General features: G+C 68.6%; 19 protein-coding genes and 2 tRNA genes. 11 read left to right on the plus strand and 10 right to left on the minus strand.

Annotation, left to right across the window (positions count from 1 at the left end):
• Window positions 1–143 precede the first annotated feature (143 nt).
• Complete coding sequence (locus AAD027_RS13315) at window positions 144–716, minus strand: DUF3016 domain-containing protein (protein ID WP_341726513.1); 573 nt, start codon at window positions 714–716, stop codon at window positions 144–146.
• Between the two features lie 125 nt (window positions 717–841).
• On the minus strand, window positions 842–1,747 hold the full coding sequence (locus AAD027_RS13320) for an AraC family transcriptional regulator (protein ID WP_341726514.1): 906 nt from the start codon (window positions 1,745–1,747) through the stop codon (window positions 842–844).
• Between the two features lie 210 nt (window positions 1,748–1,957).
• Here AAD027_RS13320 and AAD027_RS13325 point away from each other — a divergent pair, with 210 nt between their 5' ends.
• The 4 genes from AAD027_RS13325 (at window position 1,958) to AAD027_RS13340 (ending at window position 5,992) form a co-directional block, all read left to right on the plus strand.
• Window positions 1,958–2,692: an SDR family oxidoreductase gene (locus tag AAD027_RS13325; protein ID WP_341726515.1), complete on the plus strand. Its 735-nt coding sequence runs from the start codon at window positions 1,958–1,960 to the stop codon at window positions 2,690–2,692.
• 121 nt (window positions 2,693–2,813) lie between these two features.
• On the plus strand, window positions 2,814–3,848 hold the full coding sequence (locus AAD027_RS13330; RefSeq protein ID WP_341726516.1) for an aldo/keto reductase: 1,035 nt from the start codon (window positions 2,814–2,816) through the stop codon (window positions 3,846–3,848).
• Window positions 3,849–3,987: 139 nt separating this feature from the next.
• On the plus strand, window positions 3,988–5,268 hold the full coding sequence (locus AAD027_RS13335; protein ID WP_341726517.1) for a Xaa-Pro dipeptidase: 1,281 nt from the start codon (window positions 3,988–3,990) through the stop codon (window positions 5,266–5,268).
• A gap of 67 nt (window positions 5,269–5,335) precedes the next feature.
• Window positions 5,336–5,992 carry a DsbA family oxidoreductase gene (locus AAD027_RS13340; protein WP_341726518.1) on the plus strand — a complete coding sequence of 219 codons (657 nt, stop codon included), beginning with the start codon at window positions 5,336–5,338 and terminating at the stop codon, window positions 5,990–5,992.
• A gap of 175 nt (window positions 5,993–6,167) precedes the next feature.
• Here the strand turns inward: AAD027_RS13340 and AAD027_RS13345 are convergent, their stop codons facing one another.
• The 3 genes from AAD027_RS13345 to AAD027_RS13355 all read right to left on the minus strand — a co-directional run bounded on the left by AAD027_RS13345 (window position 6,168) and on the right by AAD027_RS13355 (window position 7,725).
• Window positions 6,168–6,665, minus strand: a complete 498-nt coding sequence (locus AAD027_RS13345; RefSeq protein WP_341726519.1) for a DUF1579 domain-containing protein — start codon at window positions 6,663–6,665, stop codon at window positions 6,168–6,170.
• A 92-nt stretch (window positions 6,666–6,757) separates the two neighbouring features.
• Window positions 6,758–6,970 (minus strand): hypothetical protein, encoded by a 213-nt coding sequence (locus tag AAD027_RS13350; RefSeq protein ID WP_341726520.1) that lies wholly within the window; start codon window positions 6,968–6,970, stop codon window positions 6,758–6,760.
• Window positions 6,971–7,107: 137 nt separating this feature from the next.
• A complete protein-coding gene (locus tag AAD027_RS13355; RefSeq protein ID WP_425605466.1) occupies window positions 7,108–7,725 on the minus strand; it encodes an arylesterase in 618 nt (205 codons plus the stop codon).
• Between the two features lie 115 nt (window positions 7,726–7,840).
• On the opposite strand from AAD027_RS13355, the gene AAD027_RS13360 reads away from it, so the two are divergent.
• From AAD027_RS13360 to AAD027_RS13385, 6 genes are all read left to right on the plus strand, one after another.
• Window positions 7,841–8,572 carry an ABC transporter ATP-binding protein gene (locus tag AAD027_RS13360; protein WP_341726522.1) on the plus strand — a complete coding sequence of 244 codons (732 nt, stop codon included), beginning with the start codon at window positions 7,841–7,843 and terminating at the stop codon, window positions 8,570–8,572.
• A complete protein-coding gene (locus AAD027_RS13365; RefSeq protein WP_341726523.1) occupies window positions 8,569–11,070 on the plus strand; it encodes an ABC transporter permease in 2,502 nt (833 codons plus the stop codon). The genes AAD027_RS13360 and AAD027_RS13365 overlap by 4 nt, the downstream gene beginning before the upstream one ends.
• 246 nt (window positions 11,071–11,316) lie before the next feature.
• Window positions 11,317–12,153 carry a helix-turn-helix transcriptional regulator gene (locus AAD027_RS13370; protein ID WP_341726524.1) on the plus strand — a complete coding sequence of 279 codons (837 nt, stop codon included), beginning with the start codon at window positions 11,317–11,319 and terminating at the stop codon, window positions 12,151–12,153.
• A gap of 95 nt (window positions 12,154–12,248) precedes the next feature.
• Window positions 12,249–12,386: a hypothetical protein gene (locus AAD027_RS13375; protein WP_341726525.1), complete on the plus strand. Its 138-nt coding sequence runs from the start codon at window positions 12,249–12,251 to the stop codon at window positions 12,384–12,386.
• Window positions 12,386–13,285, plus strand: a complete 900-nt coding sequence (locus AAD027_RS13380; protein ID WP_341726526.1) for an alpha/beta fold hydrolase — start codon at window positions 12,386–12,388, stop codon at window positions 13,283–13,285. Before AAD027_RS13375 ends, AAD027_RS13380 begins: the two co-directional genes overlap by 1 nt.
• A gap of 2 nt (window positions 13,286–13,287) precedes the next feature.
• Window positions 13,288–14,274: a saccharopine dehydrogenase family protein gene (locus AAD027_RS13385; protein WP_341726527.1), complete on the plus strand. Its 987-nt coding sequence runs from the start codon at window positions 13,288–13,290 to the stop codon at window positions 14,272–14,274.
• Window positions 14,275–14,310: 36 nt separating this feature from the next.
• Here the strand turns inward: AAD027_RS13385 and AAD027_RS13390 are convergent, their stop codons facing one another.
• From AAD027_RS13390 to AAD027_RS13410, 5 genes are all read right to left on the minus strand, one after another.
• A complete protein-coding gene (locus tag AAD027_RS13390; RefSeq protein WP_341726528.1) occupies window positions 14,311–15,528 on the minus strand; it encodes an RtcB family protein in 1,218 nt (405 codons plus the stop codon).
• Between the two features lie 202 nt (window positions 15,529–15,730).
• A complete protein-coding gene (locus tag AAD027_RS13395) occupies window positions 15,731–16,852 on the minus strand; it encodes a slipin family protein (RefSeq protein WP_341726529.1) in 1,122 nt (373 codons plus the stop codon).
• Window positions 16,853–17,254: 402 nt separating this feature from the next.
• Window positions 17,255–17,321, minus strand: a tRNA-Cys gene (locus tag AAD027_RS13400).
• A 3-nt stretch (window positions 17,322–17,324) separates the two neighbouring features.
• Window positions 17,325–17,394 (minus strand) — tRNA-OTHER (locus AAD027_RS13405).
• 430 nt (window positions 17,395–17,824) lie between these two features.
• Window positions 17,825–18,124, minus strand: coding sequence for a hypothetical protein (locus AAD027_RS13410; RefSeq protein ID WP_341726530.1), 300 nt, complete (start codon window positions 18,122–18,124; stop codon window positions 17,825–17,827).
• Window positions 18,125–18,187: 63 nt separating this feature from the next.
• Here AAD027_RS13410 and AAD027_RS13415 point away from each other — a divergent pair, with 63 nt between their 5' ends.
• Window positions 18,188–19,207, plus strand: coding sequence for a class I SAM-dependent methyltransferase (locus AAD027_RS13415; RefSeq protein WP_341726684.1), 1,020 nt, complete (start codon window positions 18,188–18,190; stop codon window positions 19,205–19,207).
• Window position 19,208: the final 1 nt, after the last annotated feature.

Genomic DNA, 19,208 nt, shown 5'->3' on the forward strand with positions numbered 1-19,208 from the left:
GGGTTCCGGTGGCGGGGCGCGAGGCCCGGATGCGTCCAAGATGGTGGTGGACGCGGCCGCGTGCAAGGGCAATAAAAAGCCGCCGGCAGTGCATCCGCCGGCGGCTCGTGGAAACCCGGGTTGCCGCGTGCGGGCCTACGGGCCTACGGCACGGACGTCAGCGCCGGGCTGTCCTTGAATTCACGGCGCAGCCAGTCGTCGATCATGCGCTTCTCGAAACGCAGCTGATCGTTGTTGTTCACGCTGCTGCTCATCAGGAAGCCGTGGTCCACCAGCTTGCGCTCGCCCTCGGCCAGCACCTGGCCCTCCGGGCCCTTCAGGGTGAAGTTCAACGTCATCCGCGGCGGGTAGATGTCCTTGACGATGCGGATGTCGTTCATGCCGGGGCGCACGGTCGGCTCGTAGCGGCCCGCGCGATCGATGTCGGTGATGGTCACGTCCAGGGTCTGCCCGCGCGCGAGCCTGTGCGCGGATTTCTCCTGCAGGTATTCGGCAAGGTCGACGACCCAGCGGCCGCGCTGGGCTTCCCAGCGGTTGCCGCTGTACTTGATCTCGCTGAACTGCGCGGGATCGGTCCAGCCGACGCTGACCGCGCCGCCGTTGTCGGGCAGGCTGCGCGGGATTTCCGGATCGGTGACGTTCGCCGGGCGGGCGGTGGCGGGCAGGGCGACGGCCAGACCCATGGCCGCCGTCAGCAGTAGGGTCGGAAGCTTCATGGCGGACTCCTGCGGTGACTAAGTACGTAATGTGATTCTGCGCCCGCGCAATCGCACCCGCAACGCGCGGCGGGTGCCATCGCGTCCTGTCGTCAGAGGGCGTTCATCCGCCGATCCGGCGTGGTTCAGGAAGCGCGCAGCCGTTCGACATCGCGCAGCGGCGGCGCACCGAACATGCGGCTGTATTCGCGGCTGAACTGCGAGGGACTCTCGTAGCCGACGCGATGGCCGGCGCTGGCGGCGTCCATCACTTCGCTGAGCATCAGCCGGCGCGCTTCCTGCAGCCGCAGCTGCTTCTGGTACTGCAGCGGGCTCATCGCGGTGACGGCCTTGAAGTGGTGGTGCAGGGCGGAGGCGCTCATGTGCACTTCGCGCGCGATGTGGTCGATGCGCAGCGGCTGGTCGTAGTGCCGGCGCAGCCAGTGGATCGCCTTGGCCACGCGCTGGCCCTGGCTGTCGGCGATGCCGATGTGGCGCAGCATGCCGCCCTGCGGGCTGCACAGCACGCGGTACAGGATCTCGCGCTCGATCAGCGGCGCCAGCAGCGGGATGTCCTGCGGGCGCTCCAGCAGTTTCAGCATGCGGATGGCGGCCTCCAGCATCTCCGGGCTGCTGGGCTCCAGGAACACGCCGCGCGAGGGCGGCGGCAACGGCGTCCGCGCGCTTTCTGCCTGGGTGACCAGTTCCGCCACGGCGGAAGGCGACAGCTTCAGCACGAAGCACAGGTAGGGCGATTCGGGCGTGGCGGCGGTGACGTGGCCGGTGACCGGCAGGTCCACCGAGGCGACCAGGTAGCGGGTGGCATCGTATTCGTACACCTCGTCGCCCAGCATCACCTGCTTGCGGCCTTGCGCGATCAGGCACAGCGCGGCCTCCTGCAGGCCGCGCATGGGCGCGTTGGGCGCGCTCATGCGCGCCAGCATCAACGACGGGATGGCGGTGGCGTGGACGCCATCGCCCGGGCTGAATCGTTCAATCAGCGACGCCAGTTCGGCTTGCGAGGCATTGAGGCTGGGGGCGGGAATGGTCATCGGCGAGCGCCTGCGGGCAGGCGTATTGGCGTGGTGGGGGAGTGGAACGAGTCTACGCCCCGGTATCCACGTGCGAACCGCTTCCACGGAGGGCCCGGCAGGATCAGGCAAGAATCGCGGAGGAACCGGATATCGGCGCCAGGGGCCGCCTGCCCAGACTTCCCGCACCCCGCCGCAGATCGCGTGCGGCCCCACCACGAGAGCAACGTCATGTCCGGAATCGAAGCAAAAGTCATCGTCATCACCGGCGCCAGCAGCGGCATCGGCGAGGCCGCCGCCCGCGAACTCGCCCGCCGCGGCGCCCGTGTCGTGCTGGGCGCGCGCCGGACCGACCGCCTGGCGCGCCTGGCCGCCGACATCGAAAGCCAGGGCGGCACCGCCCGCTACCGCGCGCTGGACGTCGCCCGCCTGGACGATGTGCAGTCCTTCGTCGATTTCGCCCGCGAACAGTTCGGCCGCGTCGACGTGATCGTCAACAATGCCGGCGTCATGCCGCTGTCGCCGCTGGCTTCGCTGAAGATCGACGAGTGGAACCGGATGATCGACGTCAACATCCGCGGCGTGTTGCACGGCATCGCCGCCGGCCTGCCGCTGATGAAGGCGCAGGGCGGTGGCCAGTTCGTCAATCTGTCCTCGATCGGCGGCCATGCGGTGTATCCCACCGCCGCCGTCTATTGCGCCACCAAGTACGCGGTGCTGGCCATCTCCGAAGGCCTGCGGCAGGAGCACCAGGACATCCGCGTCACCGTGATCTCGCCGGGCGTCACCACCAGCGAACTGGCCGAGACGATCAGCGACCCGGTCGCCAGGGCCGGCATGGACGAGTTCCGCCAGATCGCCATTCCCGCCGAGGCCATCGCGCGCGCCATCGCCTACGCGATCGAACAGCCCGACGACGTGGACGTCAGTGAGGTGATCGTGCGGCCGACCGCCAGCGCGTACTGAGCCGAGCCCGGACCGCACGGTGTCCCGATCGCCGGCAACGAAGCTTTCCATCGCGGGGCTTGCCGGCGGTATGCCGGGAGGAGTGCAATAGCGCACTCCCCCCGCATCGGAACCTCATTCCATGGAATACCGCTATCTCGGCGCCTCCGGCTTCCGCGTTCCCGCCCTCAGCTTCGGCACCGGCACCTTCGGCGGCGAAGGCGCGCTGTTCAGCGCGTGGGGCAGCACCGATGTCGCCGAGGCGCGGCGGCTGGTCGACGTCTGCATGGATGCCGGCCTCAACATGTTCGACAGCGCCGACGTCTATTCCAAGGGCGCGGCCGAATCGATCCTGGGCGAAGCCATCAAGGGCCGCCCGCGCGATTCGCTGATCATCTCCACCAAGGCGACGTTCCGCTTCGGCGACGGCGAGAACCAGGTGGGTTCCTCACGCTACCACCTGATCAACGCCGTGAATGGCGCGCTGGAGCGCCTGGGCACCGACTACATCGACCTGTTCCAGCTGCACGGCTTCGATGCGCGCACCCCGGCCGAGGAAGTGCTGTCCACCCTCGACGATCTGGTGCGCGCCGGCAAGATCCGCTACCTGGGCGTGTCGAACTTCTCCGGCTGGCACCTGATGAAGTCGCTGGCCGTGTCCGAACGCTACGGCTGGTCGCGCTACGTCGCGCACCAGGCCTACTACTCGCTGGTCGGCCGCGACTACGAATGGGAACTGATGCCGCTGGCCGCCGACCAGGGCGTCGGCGCGGTGGTGTGGAGCCCGCTGGGCTGGGGCCGCCTGACCGGCAAGATCCGTCGCGGCCAGCCGCTGCCGGAAAACAGCCGCCTGCAGTCGCAGACCGCCGTCGAATCCGGTCCGCAGGTGGATCTGGAATACCTCTACGACGTCGTCGATGCGCTGGATGCGATAGCGAAGGAAACCGGCAAGACCATCCCGCAGGTCGCGCTGAACTGGCTGCTGCAGCGCCCCACCGTGAGCACCGTGGTGGTGGGCGCGCGCAACGAGGAACAGTTGCGGCAGAACCTCGGCGCGGTCGGCTGGAACCTGACGCCGGAACAGGTGGCCAGGCTGGATGCCGCCAGCGAACGGCCCAAGCCGTACCCGTACTGGCACCAGGCCGGCTTCAAGTACCGCAACCCGACGCCGGTCTGACACCATGAACCCGTAGGAGCGCGCCATGCGCGCGATGCCTTTCGCTGGCATCGCGCAGGAGCATCGCGCGCATGGCGCGCTCCTACGGAGGTGTGGAGACCTTGGTAGAGTCACGCGTCCCTTTCCTTCCGGAGTTCCGATGCGTCCATCGCGCCTGCGAATCCTTGCTGTTTTCCTCGCGGTGGCCTGCGCGCCCGTATCCGCGGGCACCACCTACATCAAGGCGGGCCGCCTGCTGGACGTGGAGTCCGGCCGCTTGCTGGCGGACCAGGCCATCGTCATCGAGGACGCCCGCATCGTCGGCATCGGGCCGGCCGGCACCACGCCGATACCGGCTGGCGCCACGGTGCACGATCTCTCCGCGAAGACCGTACTGCCGGGGTTGATGGACGCGCACACCCACCTGCACGGCGACGCCGACCTGCAGGGTTACCGCGCTCTGGCCGTTTCGCTGCCGGCCGCGGCCATCAAGGGCGCGAAGAACGCGCGCGTCACCCTGCTCGCCGGCTTCACCACCGTGCGCGTGCCGGGTTCGCCAGGCTATGCCGACGTCGCGCTGCGCGACGCCATCGCCGCCGGTGAAGTGGACGGCCCGCGCATCCTGGCCGGCGGCGTGTCCATCGGCATCACCGGCGGGCATTGCAGCGACAACAACCTGTTGCCGGCCGAGTACGGGGCGGTGGGCGAAGGCGTGGCCGACGGCCCGTGGGCCGCAAGGCAGAAGGTGCGGCAGAACGTCAAGTTCGGCGCCGACTTCATCAAGACCTGCTCCACCGGCGGCGTGCTGTCCAAGGGCACCGAAGTCGGCGCGCCGCAGTATTCGCCGGAAGAACTCAAGGCCTTGGTCGACGAAGCCCACAGCCTGGGCCGCAAGGTCGCCTCGCACGCGCACGGCGCCACCGGCATCCGCAACGCGCTGCTGGCCGGGGTGGATTCCATCGAACACGCCAGCTTCATCGACGACGAAGGCATCCGCCTGGCCAGGCAGAACGGCACCGTGCTGGTGATGGACATCTACAACACCGAGTACATCCTGGGCGAAGGCGAGAAGGCCGGCTTCCTGCCCGAATCGCTGGAGAAGGAACGCCGCGTAGGCGCCACCCAGCGCGAGAACTTCCGCCGCGCGCACCAGGCCGGCGCCATCATCGGTTTCGGCACCGATGGCGGCGTCTACCCGCACGGGCAGAACGGCCGCCAGTTCTCGCGCATGGTGCAATTCGGCATGACCCCGCTGCAGGCGATCCGTTCGGCCACGCTGGTGAATGCGCGACTGTTCGGGATCGAGCAGGAAGCCGGCGCGTTGAAGCCCGGCTACTACGCCGACCTCATCGCCGTCGATGGCGATCCCTTGCAGGATGTCTCGCTGCTGGAGGACGTGAAGTTCGTGATGAAGCAGGGACGCGTTTACAAGGACGAATGAGCCAGAGCCCCGACCCGGCGCGCTCCGCTTGCCCGGGCCACGAAGACCGACATTGGAAGAGAATCAGATGCCCAACCCCGTCAAGATCGATTTCGTTTCCGATGTCGTGTGCCCGTGGTGCGCCATCGGCCTGGCCGCGCTGGAACAGGCCATCGCGCGTGTCGGCGATGGCCTGCGGGTGGAACTGCATTTCCAGCCGTTCGAGTTGAACCCGGACATGGCGCCGGAAGGCGAATCCATCGCCGATCATCTCGGGCGCAAGTACGGGATGGCCATCGACCAGTTGCGGCAGAACAGCGAAGCGATCCGGCAGCGCGGCGCGGCGCTGGGCTTCGTCTTCGACATGGAGAAGCGGGACCGCATCTACAACAGCTTCGACGCGCATCGCCTGCTGCATTGGGCCGGTGGACTCGACCCGTCGCGGCAGCTAGCGCTCAAGCATGCCCTGCTGCGTGCCTACCATGGCGAAGGCCGCAACATCGCCGACGCCGACACGCTGATCGCCATCGCGGAATCCGCGGGACTCGATGGCGCCGAGGCGCGCCGGATCCTGGCCTCGGACGACTTCGCCGCGCAGGTGCGCGAACGCGAAGAGTTCTACCGGCAGCACGGCATCCAGGCGGTGCCGTCGGTGATCTTCAACGACCGCCACCTGGTGCAGGGCGGCCAGCCGGTGGAGGTGTTCGAGCAGGCGCTGCGGCAGTTGTCGGGTATCGCTGCCTGATCCCGATGTAGGAGCGACGTGAGTCGCGACCGTGATGTGAAGGATGCCAGCAGCGATGGTCTGCACAGGATGCGACGGACAAAGCGATCTTCCGCCTGATCGGCCATGTGACGAGTGGCTTTACCTTGGCTCCGTCGGTTGCGGTCGCGACTCACGTCGCTCCTACACCTTGTGACTATTTGCTGCGCGTATAGCGCGTCTCCACCGCCAGCATTTCCTCGCCCTGCGGGGTGATGTTGGACATGGTGATGACCAGGGTGTCGTCGTCCGGCTGCTCCAGCCGCGTGCGCCAGCCCCAGCGCGGGCCGCCCTGGCCGTCGCCATAGCTGCCCAGCACGTCCAGCCGGGGATCGTCGCCCGGGCCCACGCACGACATCAGCTGCGTGCCGGTGCCGAAGCTCTCGGCCCAGGCCGCCTGCCATTCGTTGTCGTCCAGGTGGAAGCCGTACAGCGCGATGCCTTCTATCGGTTCGTCGTTGAATCGGCTCTCGTACTCGTGCAGCAGGAAACGGCCGCCCAGCACGCTGCGGAGGGTGCCGCGCTGGGCGGCTTCGCAGGCCAGCTCGTCCGGGGTGAACCACAGGCGGAAACGGCCTTCCCATTCGCCGGCCATCCGCGCCAGCTGCCGGTGCCGGCCTTCCGCCAGCGATGCCTCGAATGCCTGCTTGCCCATGCAATGCGCCTTCGGCGGGTGGGCGTGGATCATGCCATGCGGCGGCGCGGCCGACGCCGCCGACGGTCGGCATCGACCGGGGGAGGCGCGACTCAGCCGTGCCGGGCCAGCAGCACGGCTTCGCTGCCGGTCATCTCGATGACCACGGCGGTAGGGATGCCGTGGTGCTGGTGCAGGGTGGCGGCCAGCAGCTTGGCGTTCTCGCGTGCGTCGCCCAGGTTGTCGAACCAGTTGCGGCCGTATTCGCCTTCATAGAGTTGCCATCCACTGGCGGCGGCGACGATGGTGAACAGAAGACGGGGCATGGGGCTCTCCAGCGGTAGCGATCGCCGGGCAGGGGCCGGCATGGCTAGAGTGCGCGAATGTGCCAGTCATCACATTAGGTGGATGCCGCGAATCGATGTAGGAAAAATCCTACTGCGACGTCGGAGAAGTCGTCCGCCTACTTCAGCAGCGGCTCCAGCGCCTTCCATACATGGTCGCGCAGCCTGGGTTGCGCGCTGGCGACGGGATGCAGGTTGTCGGCCTGGTAGGCGTCGCGGTCCAGGGCGATCGGTTCCAGCAGGAAGGGCAGCAGCGCGGTCTTGTACTGGCTGGCCAACGCGGTGTAGTTCTGCTCGAAACCCTGCGTGTACTCCGGCCCGTAGTTCGGCGGCATGCGCATGCCGATCAGCAGCACCTTCGCCTTGTTCGCCTGGGCGGCCTGGATCATCTTCTCCAGGTTGGCGCGCGTCTGCGCCAGCGGCAGGCCGCGCAGGCCGTCGTTGGCGCCCAGTTCGATCACCACCACGGCGGGCCGGTGGCGCTGCAGTTCCGCGGCGATGCGTGCCGCCCCGCCGGCCGTGGTTTCGCCGCTGACGCTGGCATTGACCACGCGCCAGCCGGGCTTGCTGCTGCCGATGCGGTCGGCGGTCAGGGCTACCCAGCCTTGCGCCGGCGACAGGCCGTAGGCGGCCGAGAGCGAATCGCCCATCACCAGGATGGTGCGCGTGGCCTGTGCCGGCGCCGCCTGCGCGGTCTGCGCTGCGGCCGGCCGTGCGGATAATGCGACCAACAGCATCGCGGCAAGACTTATGGCCCATTGCACGCGCACGCGGCCGGCCCCATACCTGAAGGAATTAAAGAACATTTAATCCATTCTCCCGATGATCCACGAAATGACAGACGAGGCGATCATGGCCGATTCCAGCAGACTGCACACTGAAGCCCCTGTCCCGACCGCGCACCCCGTCCTGCTGGTGGCCGGCCTGGGCAAGCACGTGCCGCTGCCCGCCGGCGAACTGACCATCCTGGAGGACATCGGGTTCCGCATCGAGCACGGCGACACCGTGGCCATCGTCGGCGCCTCCGGCTCCGGCAAGAGCACGCTGCTGTCCCTGCTGGCGGGGCTGGACGTGCCCAGCGCGGGCAGCGTGACGCTGGATGGCGAGCTGCTGTCCGCGTTGGACGAGGACGGCCGCGCGCGGGTGCGCGGCGAGAAGGTCGGTTTCGTGTTCCAGAGTTTCCAGCTGCTGCCGTCGCTGACCGCGCTGGAAAACGTCATGCTGCCGCTCGAACTGCGCGGCGACGCCGACGTGCAGACCCCGGCGCGGCAGATCCTGGAGAAGGTGGGGCTGGGCCAGCGCCTGGACCACTATCCGCGCCAGCTGTCCGGCGGCGAGCAGCAGCGCGTGGCGCTGGCCCGCGCGTTCGTCACCCGGCCGTCGCTGCTGTTCGCCGACGAACCCACCGGCAACCTCGACACGCATACCGGCCAGGCGATCATCGAACTGCTGTTCTCGCTCAATGCCGAGGCCGGCACCACGCTGGTGCTGGTCACCCACGACGAGCACCTGGCCGAGCGCTGCACGCGCCGGCTGCGGCTGGACGCCGGCCGTCTGCTGGCCGGCGAGGGCGTGCCCGCATGAGGACGCTGCTGCTGGCGTGGCGCCAGCTGCGCCGCGACCTGGCGGCGGGCGACATCCGCATCCTGTTCGCCGCGCTGGTGCTGGCGGTGGTGGCGGTGACGTCGGTGGGTTTCGTCACCGACCGCGCCGAACGCGCGCTGGCCATCGAAGCCAACCGCCTGCTCGGCGGCGACGTGGTGGTGCGCGGCGACTCGCCGCCGTCGGACGCGCTGCGCGCGCTGGCGCAGGCGCCCGGCCTGCGCGCGACCGAGACGCAGGAATTGCAGAGCATGATCCGCGCCGGCGATTCGCTGTCGCTGGGCGAACTGCGCGCGCTGGGCGAAGGCTTCCCGCTGCGCGGCAGCTTCCGCGTCGTCGAACGGACGGGCGGCGTCGAGCGCGATGCCACCGACATCCCCGCGCCGGGCACGCTGTGGATCAGCCAGGCCGGCGCCGAGACGCTGGGCGCCAGGCCGGGCGACGACATCGGCATCGGCACGCGCACGCTGAAGCTCGCCGCGCTGGTGGTGCAGGAACCGGATGCGGCGCTGGACTACTTCAACGTGGCGCCGAAGGTCTTCCTCAATCTCGCCGACCTGCCGTCCACCGGACTGGTGCAGGAAGGCAGTCGCCTGCGCTACCGCCTGGTCGTCGCCGGCGAACCGGCGGCGGTGGAGCGCTTCACCGCCGCGGTCGAACCGCAACTGGCGCGCGGCCAGCGGATGGAAACCATCCGCGATGCGCGCCCGGAAGTGCGTTCCGCGCTGGACCGCGCCGGCCGCTTCCTCGGCCTGGCCGCGCTGGTGTCGGTGGTGCTTGCGGCGGTGGCGGTGGCGATGGCCGCGCGCCGGCACAGCGAGCGCCATCTGTCCGGCACGGCGGTGATGCGCTGCCTGGGCGCGCAGCAGCGCACGCTGGTTGGCATCCACGTCGGCGAACTGATCCTGCTGGGGTTGGCCGCCTGTACCGTGGGTGTGCTGATCGCATTCGGACTGCAATGGGGCATCGGCGGCTGGCTGGCGCAGGCGCTGAAGATTTCCATCCCGCCGGCCGGCATCGTGCCGGCCCTGCAGGGCTACGGCGTGGGCATGGTGGTGCTGCTCGCCTTCGGCGCTCCGCCGGTGCTGGCGCTGCGCCGCGTGCCGGCGCTGCGCGTGCTGCGCCGCGACCTGGACAGCACCGAACCCAGCGCGTGGCTGGTGGCGTTGGCCGGCTTCGTCGGCCTGGGCGCCTTGCTGTGGTGGAAAGCGGGTTCGGCCACGTTGGGCACCGCGATGCTGGTCGGCATCGCCGGCACGCTGGCGGTGCTGGCGTCGCTGGCCTGGGTGTTGATCGCGCTGGTGCGCAGGCTGCGTTCGCGCCTGCGCGGCAGCCTGCGCTACGGGCTGGCCAACGTCAGCCGCCGCGCCGGTACCAGCATCGCCCAGGTGTCGGCGCTGGGCCTGGGGCTGATGGCGCTGCTGCTGCTGACGTTCGTCCGCACCGATCTGCTGGACCGCTGGCAACTGGCGCTGGCCGCCGATGCGCCGAACCGTTTCGTCATCAACGTGCAGCCCGACCAGCTGGAACCCGTGCGCGATTTCATGGATACGCACGGACTCGACGCGCCGGACCTGTACCCGATGATCCGCGGGCGGCTGGTCGAACTCAACGGCAAGCCCACGCGCGGCGAGGACTACGCGGAACAGGACGAACGCACGCAGCGCCGCGCCGATCGCGAATTCAACCTGTCGATGGCCGCGACGCTGCGCGACGACAACAAGGTCGTCGCGGGCGAGTTCTGGGCCGGCCGCACGCCGGCCTCGCCCGAGTTGTCGGTGGAAGAGGATTTCGCCAAGTCGCTGGGCTGGAAGATCGGCGACCGCGTCGCCTTCGACATCGCCGGGCAGCGCTTCGAGGGCCGCATCACCAGCCTGCGCAGCGTGGACTGGGAAAGCTTCCGCCCCAACTTCTTCGTGGTCGCCTCGCCGGGTGCGCTGGACGGCTACGCGGCCAGCTACATCACCGCGGTCAGCGTGCCGGCCGGTTCCACCACCTTCACCCGCGACCTGGTGAACCGGTTCCCCAACCTGTCGGTGATCGACGTGGAGGCGGTGCTCAAGCAGGTGCGCAGCACGGCCGAACAGGTGTCGCTGGTGGTGCAGGTGGTGTTCTGGTTCTCGCTGGCCGCCGGCCTGCTGGTGCTGATGGCGGCGGTGAGCGCCAGCCAGGACGAGCGCCTGCTGGAAGGCGGCGTGATGCGCGTGCTGGGCGGCAGCCGCCGGCAACTGCGGCTGGCGCAGGCTTCGGAGTTCGCGGCCATCGGCCTGCTGGCGGGATTGGTCGCCGCCATCGCCGCCTCGGTGCTGTCCGGCGTGATCGCCACGCAGGTGTTCGACCTGCCGTGGAAGGTGAACTGGCAGCTGGCGGCCATCGGTGGCGGGCTGGGCATGCTGGCCGCGCTGGCGGCCGGCCTGTTCGCCACCCGCAAGGTGCTGGACGCGCCGCCGTCGGTGACGCTGCGCGAACTCCAGAACTGACGCGCCCGCGCCGGACATGGGCGCGGCGGAGGTTCCCTGCGCCGGTCCTTCCCCCGGGCCCGGCCGCGAGCCCTCTAAAGATTTCGATAGCGGTCGCGCGCGCCGGCCGGTTTCCTTCCGCCAACGACAACAAGGCGAAGGCGAGCGAAGTGAACAGGCGCGAATTCTCCTCCATCGGCGCAGGGCCGCGCCTGTCGTCTCCGTCGCGATAGACTGCGCATGCGCAACCCGACGACACCTGCACCGATGTCCGATTTCAAGGTCCACCGGCTGCTCGATACCGGCACCGTCACGGTCAGGAACGTGCTGTGCCCGGGCGACTGCCGCCATCGCAGCGCAGAGGAATGCGCTTCCTCGACGCACCTGGTGTTTCCCTACCGCGGCATCTATCTGCGCCATGTAGGCAGCGATCAGTCGGTGGCCGACGCCAACCACGTGCTGTTCTTCAATGCGGGCGAGAGCTACCAGGTCAGCCATCCCGTGGCCGGCGGCGACGCCAGCCTGGTGCTGGAAGTCTCACCGCCGTTGCTGCGCGAGATCGTGCCCGCCGGACTGTTCCACAAACGCGATGAACCGGGATTCCGCATGCAGTCCCTGCGCATCGACCCGCGCGCGCAGGCCCTGGTGGCGCTGCTTCGCCACAGCCTGCAGAGCGGCGGCATCGAATCGCTGGAGGCGGAGAGCCTCGCGCTGACGCTGGCCTGCCGCAGCCTGGGCCCGCGCACCACGCACGCGACCGGCGCCACGCATGCGCGACGGCGGCTGGTGGACCGGGTCAAGGTGCTGCTGGCCAGCGATCTGGGACGGCGCTGGAGCCTGGCCGAGATCGCGGCCGAGATCGGCGGATCGCCGGTATACCTGACCCAGGCCTTCCAGCAGGTCGAAGGCATGCCGTTGCACCGCTACCACCTGCGCCTGCGGCTGGCGCGTGCGCTCGACCTCGTCGTGCATTGCGCGGACATGTCGGCGCTGGCACTGGACCTGGGCTTCTCCAGCCACAGCCATTTCGCGGCGGCGTTCAAGCAGGTCCATGGCCGCACGCCGTCCGCATTCCGGCAGTCCGCACTGGCCAAGAGAGCGTAGCGGTCCCGCGGATCGCTAAAGTTTCCGACAGCGGCAAGGCCGTACCGCCGGTCCAATGGACGGGCCCGAACGACGGGCGTCAACCGGTGAGTGTCATGGCTGAGAAAACATGTGCTGCTTGCGATTACCCGCTGGACGGGGATGCCATCAAGGTGACGATCGGCGGTCGCGTCGTCGAAGTGTGCTGCGAGGAATGCGCGCTGAAGCTACGCGAAGCCGAGGCGAGCCCGTGATGGACGCGCGCCGGTACTTCGAGCCGGCCCGGACGGTGGCGACACCGTCCGGCGCCATCGGCTACGTCGAACGCGGCAGCGGCCCGGCCGCGTTGTTCGTCCACGGCGTCCTGCTCAACGGCTACCTCTGGCGGCACCAACTGGAGGCGCTGGGCGGCCTGCGGCGATGCATCGCCGTCGATCTGCTGGCGCACGGCCGCACCGAAGCGGCGGAGGGGCAGGACGTCTCGGTCACCGCCAACGCGCACATGCTGGCGCAGTTCCTCGACGCGCTGGGCATCGAACAGGTGGATCTGGTCGGCAACGACAGCGGAGGCGGCATCTGCCAGATCTTCGCGGCGCTGTACCCGCGGCGCATCCGCAGCCTGACGCTGACCAACTGCGACACCCACGACAACTGGCCGCCGGAAGCGTTCCAGCCGTTCGTGAAGATGGTCGCCGCGGGCGGGCTTGAAGACACGCTCAAGGCCATGCTGGCCGACAAGGCGGTGTACCGCACGGCGCTGGCGCCCGCGTACGAGCGGCCCGGCGCGGTGACGGACGAGACCATCGAAGCCTACCTGCGCCCGTTCCTGGACTCGCCCAAGCGCCTGCGCGAACTCGAGCGCTTCGTGAACGCATTCGACTGCCGCCACACCCTTGCCGTCGAGGACGAACTGCGGCGGCTGCAGGCGCCCACCCTGATCGCATGGGGCACGGACGACGTCTACTTCCCGCTGGAATGGTCGAAGTGGTTGCAGCAGACCATTCCCGGCACGACGCGTCGCACCGAGTTCGAAGGCGCGCGTATCTTCTTCCCCGAGGAGCGCTGGCAGGACTTCAACCGCGAGCTGCGCGCGCACTGGATCGAAAGCGCGGCGGCGGAACCCGCCAGCGCAGCGCTCGCGCAGGAAGGCTAGGCATGGAGCGCACCGTTGCCGTCTACGGCGCCTACGGGCATACCGGGCGCTTCATCGTCGCCGAACTGCTGCGGCGCGGCTGGACGCCGATCCTGTGCGGCCGCGACGCCGCCAGGCTGGAAGCGCTGGCGGAAAGGTTCCCTGGTCTGGTGTGGCGCGAAGCGGCGCTGGCAGATGCGGCTTCGATGGACCGCGCCCTGGACGGCGCCGGCGCCGTCATCAATGCCTCCGGTCCGTTCCTGGACACGGCGGCGCCGGTGATCGAGGCCGCGTTGCGGGCGCGCATCCACTACCTGGACACCAGCGCGGAGCAGCGTGCCGCGTTCGCGGTGTACGAACGCTTCGGCGACCGGGCGCGAGAGGCCGGCATCGTGGCCATGCCGTCGGTGGCCTTCTACGGCGCGCTCGCCGATCTCCTCGCCACCGCGGCCCTCGGCGACTGGCCGGACGCCGATGCCATCGACATCGCGGTGGGACTGGATAGCTGGCATCCGACCCGGGGCACGCGGGCGACCGGGGAGCGCAACCACGGGCCCCGCTGGATGATCGAAGGCGGTGCGCTGCGCGTGCTGCCGGATCCGCCGCCGCTGGGAACGCAGGACGCCGTGCTCCTCACCTTGTCCGAGATCGTCGCGGTTTCCCGCCATCTCCGTTGCCCGGAAGTGCGCTCGTACATGAACCTGGCGCCGCTGAACGACATCCGCGACCCCGATACGCCACCGCCCGTCGCGAGCGATGAGCGCGGACGTTCCGCCCAGGTCTTCGTCCTCGACGTCCAGGCGACGAGGAATGGAAACACGCGGCGCGCCACCGCCCAGGGACGGGACATCTACGCGGTCACGGCGCCGTTGATCGTGGAGACGCTGGAGCGCGTATGGGCCGGGCAGGTCCCGGGACCCGGCGCGTATTCCGCCGGGCAGGTCTTCGATCCATTCGATTTCCTGGGCGCGCTGTCGCCCGATCCCCTGTCCGTCGTCGTGGAGAGTTGACGGAAAAGCGGCTAAAAAAGAGGGGCGAGCCGAAGCTCACCCCTTGATGCATACCACCTGGCGCAGCGTGTGCACCACTTCCACCAGATCGCCCTGCGCGGCCATCACCGCGTCGATCGGCTTGTAGGCGGCCGGCGACTCGTCGATGACCGCCGCGTCCTTGCGGCATTCCACGTGGGCCGTGGCCTCGCGGTGCTGTTGCAGCGTGATGTTCTGGCGTGCGGCGGTACGGCTCATCACGCGGCCGGCGCCATGGCTGCAGCTGTGGAAGCTGTCCGCGTTGCCCTTGCCTCGCACGATGAAGCTTTTGGCGCCCATGCTGCCGGGGATGATCCCCAGCTCGCCCGCGCGTGCGCTCACCGCGCCCTTGCGGGTCACCAGCAGTTCCTCGCCGCCGTGCGTTTCCTTCTGCACGTAGTTGTGGTGGCAGTTGACCGCCATCTTCTCCAACTGGAACTTCGGCAGGCGGTGGCGCATCTCCGCCAGCACCCGCGCCATCATCGCCTCGCGGTTCTCGCGGGCGTAGTCCTGCGCCCACGAGACGGCTTCCACGTAGTCGTCGAACAACGGCTCGCCTTCCATGAAGAACGCCAGGTCCTTGTCCGGCAGGTGGAAGCCCAGCACGCGGTGCGCCAGTTGCTCGCGCGCCCGCTCGATGAAGTAGGTGCCGATCAGGTTGCCGGTGCCGCGCGAACCGCTGTGCAGCATCACCCACACCGCATCGCTTTCATCCAGGCAGATCTCGATGAAGTGGTTGCCGCCGCCCAGCGTGCCGATCTGGCAGTCCAGCTTGTCGGTGCGGATGCGACGGTGCCTGGCCTTGATCGCGTCCAGGCGCTGCACCAGCCCCGATTGCGCGATGCGCGTTTCGATGCTGTCCGGCAGCTTACGGTGCTCGCCGCCGAGGCCGTTGCCGACCGGCACGCTGCGCTCGATGGAACCGCGCAGTTGCGCCAGGCTGTCCGGCAGGTCCTTCGCGCGCAGCGTGGTGCGCACCGCGGCCATGCCGCAGCCGATGTCCACGCCGACCGCGGCCGGGATGATCGCGCCGCGGGTCGGAATGACCGAACCCACCGTCGCGCCCTTGCCCAGGTGCACGTCCGGCATCACCGCGACCCACGGCCCGACGAACGGGATGGAGGCGATGTTGCGCAACTGCTCGTGCGCCTGGTCTTCCAGCGGCACGCCGCGCACCCAGCCCTTGATCGGCGTGGTGCTGCCTTCGGCGTGCAGCAGTTCGTAGTTCATGTTCATGGTCTTCACTCCATTGAAAGGATAAAGCCCCCTCCCCCGTTCACGGGGGAGGGTTGGGGTGGGGGCAGGCCGGCGCCATGGACAATCCATTGTCATGAAGACATCCCGTGCGTTGTTCTTGCGCCAGATGCCATGCAGGCACGACTCCGTTCGCCCCCATCCCAGCCTTCCCCCGCAGGCGGGGGAAGGGGCGGTTGACGTGTTACTTCAACGTCACCAACTGCTTCAGCACGCCATCCAGGCCGCCGAACACGGTCAGCTTGTCGATCTTCTCGGTGACCTTCTCCAAGGCCTCCAACTCCTTCAGGCGCATCAGCACCGGGCTTTCATCGATCAACTTCGCGGTGTTGAGCAGGGAACGCGTGGCGTTCGCCTCCTCGCGACGGCGGATCACGTTGGCCTGGGCCGTCTTCTCCGCCTGCACCACGCCGTTGAGGATGTCCTTCATCTCGCCCGGCAGGATCACGTCCTTCACGCCCACGCCCAGCACCTCCACGCCCAGGCCGGTCAACTGGCCGCGCACGTAGGCGAAGATGTCGGCGTCCAGCGACGCCTTGTCGCCCAGCAGTTCGTCCAGCGTCCGGGCGGCGATCACCCTGCGCAGGCCGTACTGCAGCTCGCGGTACACGAAGTCGCCGATCTTCGCGACCTTCGTGCGCGCGGCCACCACGTCGGTGACGCGGGTGCTGGCCGCCAGGTTGACGCGCAGCGAGACCTTGTCCCTGGTCAGCAGTTCCTGGCCCGAGACCTCGACCGACTGCACGCGCAGGTCGACGATGTCCACGACCACGTTCTTCTGGAAATTCCAGAAGGCGTAGGCGCCCGGGTCCAGCGTGCGGTCCAGCTTGCCGTCGATGAAGACCAGGCCGGCGAACTCCGCCGGCACGTCGGCCACCACCGCCAGCCTGGACAACATGCCCAACTGGCGCAGGCGCCTGGCGACGGCGGCATCGACCTCCAGCGTTCCCGCCAGCGATACGTTGCGCACCTCGACCTTCACCAGGCCCTTCCAGTACAGCTTGCGCGTACCGGGCGGCAGCACGTCCTCCAGCTTGCCGTTCCTGGACACCAGGCCGACCTGCTGCTCGCCGATATCGGCGAGGGTGAAGTGTTCGGCCAGGCCGGCGTCCAGCCTGGCGATCAGCACATCGCCGTCGTTGCCCGCGTATTCCGGGCGCACGATCGCGTGCACGTTGACTGCCAGGCGGTTCAGCGGATCGAACAGCTTGTAGACGCCCGGTCCGAGCACGCGCTCGAACCGACGGTTGCGATACACCAGGCCGCGCTCGCCGTCACCGATCACGACCCTCTTGGTCCAGAACATGGCACTTGTCTCCTTGTTGTGTGGTTGGCTCTGGTGGTCCGATCCGTGAGGTACAGCGCATGCGCGGAGGATCGGTTGCCGCGCCGGCTTTTCGTGGAAAGTCCGCACAGGGATGTGCGGGCGCTTGCGAGGGACTCGCATGGAAGGTGGAAACGCCCCTGCACGCAGACAGGGCGGGAGGCCGTCGCTGTCGGCGGAGGATCCATCGCCTCGTGGCCTTCCGGCGATGACATGCGCGGAAGGCGATTCAGCGGTGGACCGTCCGCGTCGAGGGCACGGTTCCGGTCTTGCCTGCGCTGCGGTGCGCCGCCCCACGCGTTCCATCGCGTGGATCCGGCACCCCGCACGGGGCGTTTCCTGGGAGGGACTTTCGTCCCGATGTCATGACGTGACAGGTCATGTTCCGGAGCGGGACTCGAACCCGCGACAAACAGATTTGCAATCTGCCGCTCTACCCGACTGAGCTATCCAGTGGTGGACGAACCGGATTCGAACCGGCGGCCAACGGCTTGCGCCGCTGCTCTTCCTCTGAGCTATCGTCCGCTCGAGGAGCACCTTCTCCCACGCTTCGGCATACGCCACGGCAGCGCCGCGCGCACCGGACGGGACCCAAGCCCGTACCGCTGAAGCGTGTTCGTTCGATGCTCCGCATTGCCGGCTGTCGCCAACCGGCAATCCATGTGGGCGCCATGCGCCCATGTGGTGTCCATTCCGTGCGCCGCTCGCGTCGAAGCATCACAACGCAGCGCACCTGCGCCGGTCGCAGCCGCGCCCCTGCCTCGGGGCGCGCAGGCGCGCTACCCGGATGCTCCAGGGCGGAAACAATTCCGTGATGGAATGGATGAAACAGGTCGATGCATGCGCATCCTCCGCGAACGCCGAAAACAAAACGCCCCCGGGTATTGCGACCCGAGGGCGTTCGCGTTCCTCGGGAGATCGGGGTGGCCGATCTCCCAGGGAGTCAGCCGGATGTCAGGTGTCCAGGCGCCGAGCGGGTTCGCCGCCATGCTTGGCGACGAAGGCATACGCACGCACGCGCAGGCCGCAGCGCGATGGCTGCAGGTCGAGCATGTGGGCGAAGTGGTATGCGGGCTTCATGGAAATCGTTCGGGTGAAAAACGGCCGCAGGGGCCGAAGGCCGCGCACGATACGCCGGTTGTTTTCGATGCGCAACACTTTTTTAACCACGCGATCGCGATACCGACAAGCGGTGTGTCGTGCGCGATGGGCGATGCGTGCGGGCACGTGCACGCGGCCGGTTAGAATCGCCACCTGTTTTCCTGCCGGTGGTGTTCCTTGGCTTCCCGATATTCCGATCCCGCGCTGGATGCGCTGATGCTGCCCTTCGCGCAGGGCCAGTTGGCCTGGCCCGATGGCCCGGTGCTGTTCCTGCGCGCGCGCGATGGCGCTGCGCTGCGCCAGTTCCCGTTGTCGCGACTGCTGTGCGAGCAGAGCTTCCGTCCGGATGCCGAGGAGTTGCAGCGCGCCGGCCTGGAGACGATCGCCGAAGCCTCGCCCGCCGATTCCGCCACGCGCTATCCGCTGGTGCTGGTCCTGCCGCCGCGCCAGCGCGAGGAAGCGCGCGCGCTGCTGGCGCGTGCCGTGAGGCTGGCGTCGCCCGGCGGCGTCGTGGTCGCCAGCATGACCAACAACGAAGGCGCCAGGTCGGGCGAGGCGGACCTGAAACAACTCGCCGGCCTCGCCGGCACGCTGACCAAGTTCCATTGCCGTGCGTTCTGGACGCGGCCGTTGGACGAGGGCATCGACAACGGATTGCTGGAAAAGTGGTCGGCGCTGGACGCGCCGCGCCGCATCGAGGGTGAGCGTTTCCTCAGCCGTCCCGGTGTGTTCGCATGGAATCGCATCGATCCGGCGTCCGCGCTGCTGGTCGAGCACCTGCCGGCCGATATCGCCGGCCATGGCGCCGACCTTGGCGCAGGCTATGGCTACCTGTCCACCGAACTGCTGGCGCGCTGTCCGAAGATCACCGCGCTCGATCTGTACGAAGCCGAAGCGCGCGCGCTGGAACTGGCGAAGGCCAACCTGTCGGAATCCACGTCCACGGCCATCCGCGAGTTCCTCTGGCACGACGTCACCCGTGGCCTGCCGAAGCGCTACGACTTCATCGTCAGCAACCCGCCGTTCCACACCCAGAGCCGCGCCGACCGGCCCGACATCGGCCAGCGTTTCATCGGCGTCGCCGCCGAGGCGCTGAAGACCGGTGGCCGCCTGTGGCTGGTCGCCAACCGCCACCTGCCGTACGAGCAGACCCTCAACGAAAGCTTCGGCGAGGTGCGCGTGGCCGGCGAGCGCGATGGCTTCAAGGTCATCGCCGCGGTCAAGGCGCGTCGGTGAG

The organism is Pseudoxanthomonas putridarboris (assembly GCF_038321125.1).
Classification (GTDB): Bacteria; Pseudomonadota; Gammaproteobacteria; order Xanthomonadales; family Xanthomonadaceae; genus Pseudoxanthomonas_A; species Pseudoxanthomonas_A putridarboris.

What these genes read in the sequence shown, in the direction of transcription:
- AAD027_RS13380 (WP_341726526.1), top strand. Translation starts at nt 12,386, where the DNA reads ATGGACGCGCGCCGGTACTTCGAGCCGGCCCGGACGGTGGCGACACCG.
- AAD027_RS13360 (WP_341726522.1), top strand. Translation starts at nt 7,841, where the DNA reads ATGGCCGATTCCAGCAGACTGCACACTGAAGCCCCTGTCCCGACCGCG.
- AAD027_RS13375 (WP_341726525.1), top strand. Translation starts at nt 12,249, where the DNA reads ATGGCTGAGAAAACATGTGCTGCTTGCGATTACCCGCTGGACGGGGAT.
- AAD027_RS13340 (WP_341726518.1), top strand. Translation starts at nt 5,336, where the DNA reads ATGCCCAACCCCGTCAAGATCGATTTCGTTTCCGATGTCGTGTGCCCG.
- AAD027_RS13385 (WP_341726527.1), top strand. Translation starts at nt 13,288, where the DNA reads ATGGAGCGCACCGTTGCCGTCTACGGCGCCTACGGGCATACCGGGCGC.
- AAD027_RS13395 (WP_341726529.1), bottom strand. Translation starts at nt 16,852, where the DNA reads ATGTTCTGGACCAAGAGGGTCGTGATCGGTGACGGCGAGCGCGGCCTG.
- AAD027_RS13415 (WP_341726684.1), top strand. Translation starts at nt 18,188, where the DNA reads ATGCTGCCCTTCGCGCAGGGCCAGTTGGCCTGGCCCGATGGCCCGGTG.
- AAD027_RS13365 (WP_341726523.1), top strand. Translation starts at nt 8,569, where the DNA reads ATGAGGACGCTGCTGCTGGCGTGGCGCCAGCTGCGCCGCGACCTGGCG.
- AAD027_RS13330 (WP_341726516.1), top strand. Translation starts at nt 2,814, where the DNA reads ATGGAATACCGCTATCTCGGCGCCTCCGGCTTCCGCGTTCCCGCCCTC.
- AAD027_RS13320 (WP_341726514.1), bottom strand. Translation starts at nt 1,747, where the DNA reads ATGACCATTCCCGCCCCCAGCCTCAATGCCTCGCAAGCCGAACTGGCG.
- AAD027_RS13335 (WP_341726517.1), top strand. Translation starts at nt 3,988, where the DNA reads ATGCGTCCATCGCGCCTGCGAATCCTTGCTGTTTTCCTCGCGGTGGCC.
- AAD027_RS13355 (WP_425605466.1), bottom strand. Translation starts at nt 7,725, where the DNA reads ATGCTGTTGGTCGCATTATCCGCACGGCCGGCCGCAGCGCAGACCGCG.
- AAD027_RS13315 (WP_341726513.1), bottom strand. Translation starts at nt 716, where the DNA reads ATGAAGCTTCCGACCCTACTGCTGACGGCGGCCATGGGTCTGGCCGTC.
- AAD027_RS13325 (WP_341726515.1), top strand. Translation starts at nt 1,958, where the DNA reads ATGTCCGGAATCGAAGCAAAAGTCATCGTCATCACCGGCGCCAGCAGC.
- AAD027_RS13370 (WP_341726524.1), top strand. Translation starts at nt 11,317, where the DNA reads ATGTCCGATTTCAAGGTCCACCGGCTGCTCGATACCGGCACCGTCACG.
- AAD027_RS13350 (WP_341726520.1), bottom strand. Translation starts at nt 6,970, where the DNA reads ATGCCCCGTCTTCTGTTCACCATCGTCGCCGCCGCCAGTGGATGGCAA.
- AAD027_RS13390 (WP_341726528.1), bottom strand. Translation starts at nt 15,528, where the DNA reads ATGAACATGAACTACGAACTGCTGCACGCCGAAGGCAGCACCACGCCG.
- AAD027_RS13345 (WP_341726519.1), bottom strand. Translation starts at nt 6,665, where the DNA reads ATGGGCAAGCAGGCATTCGAGGCATCGCTGGCGGAAGGCCGGCACCGG.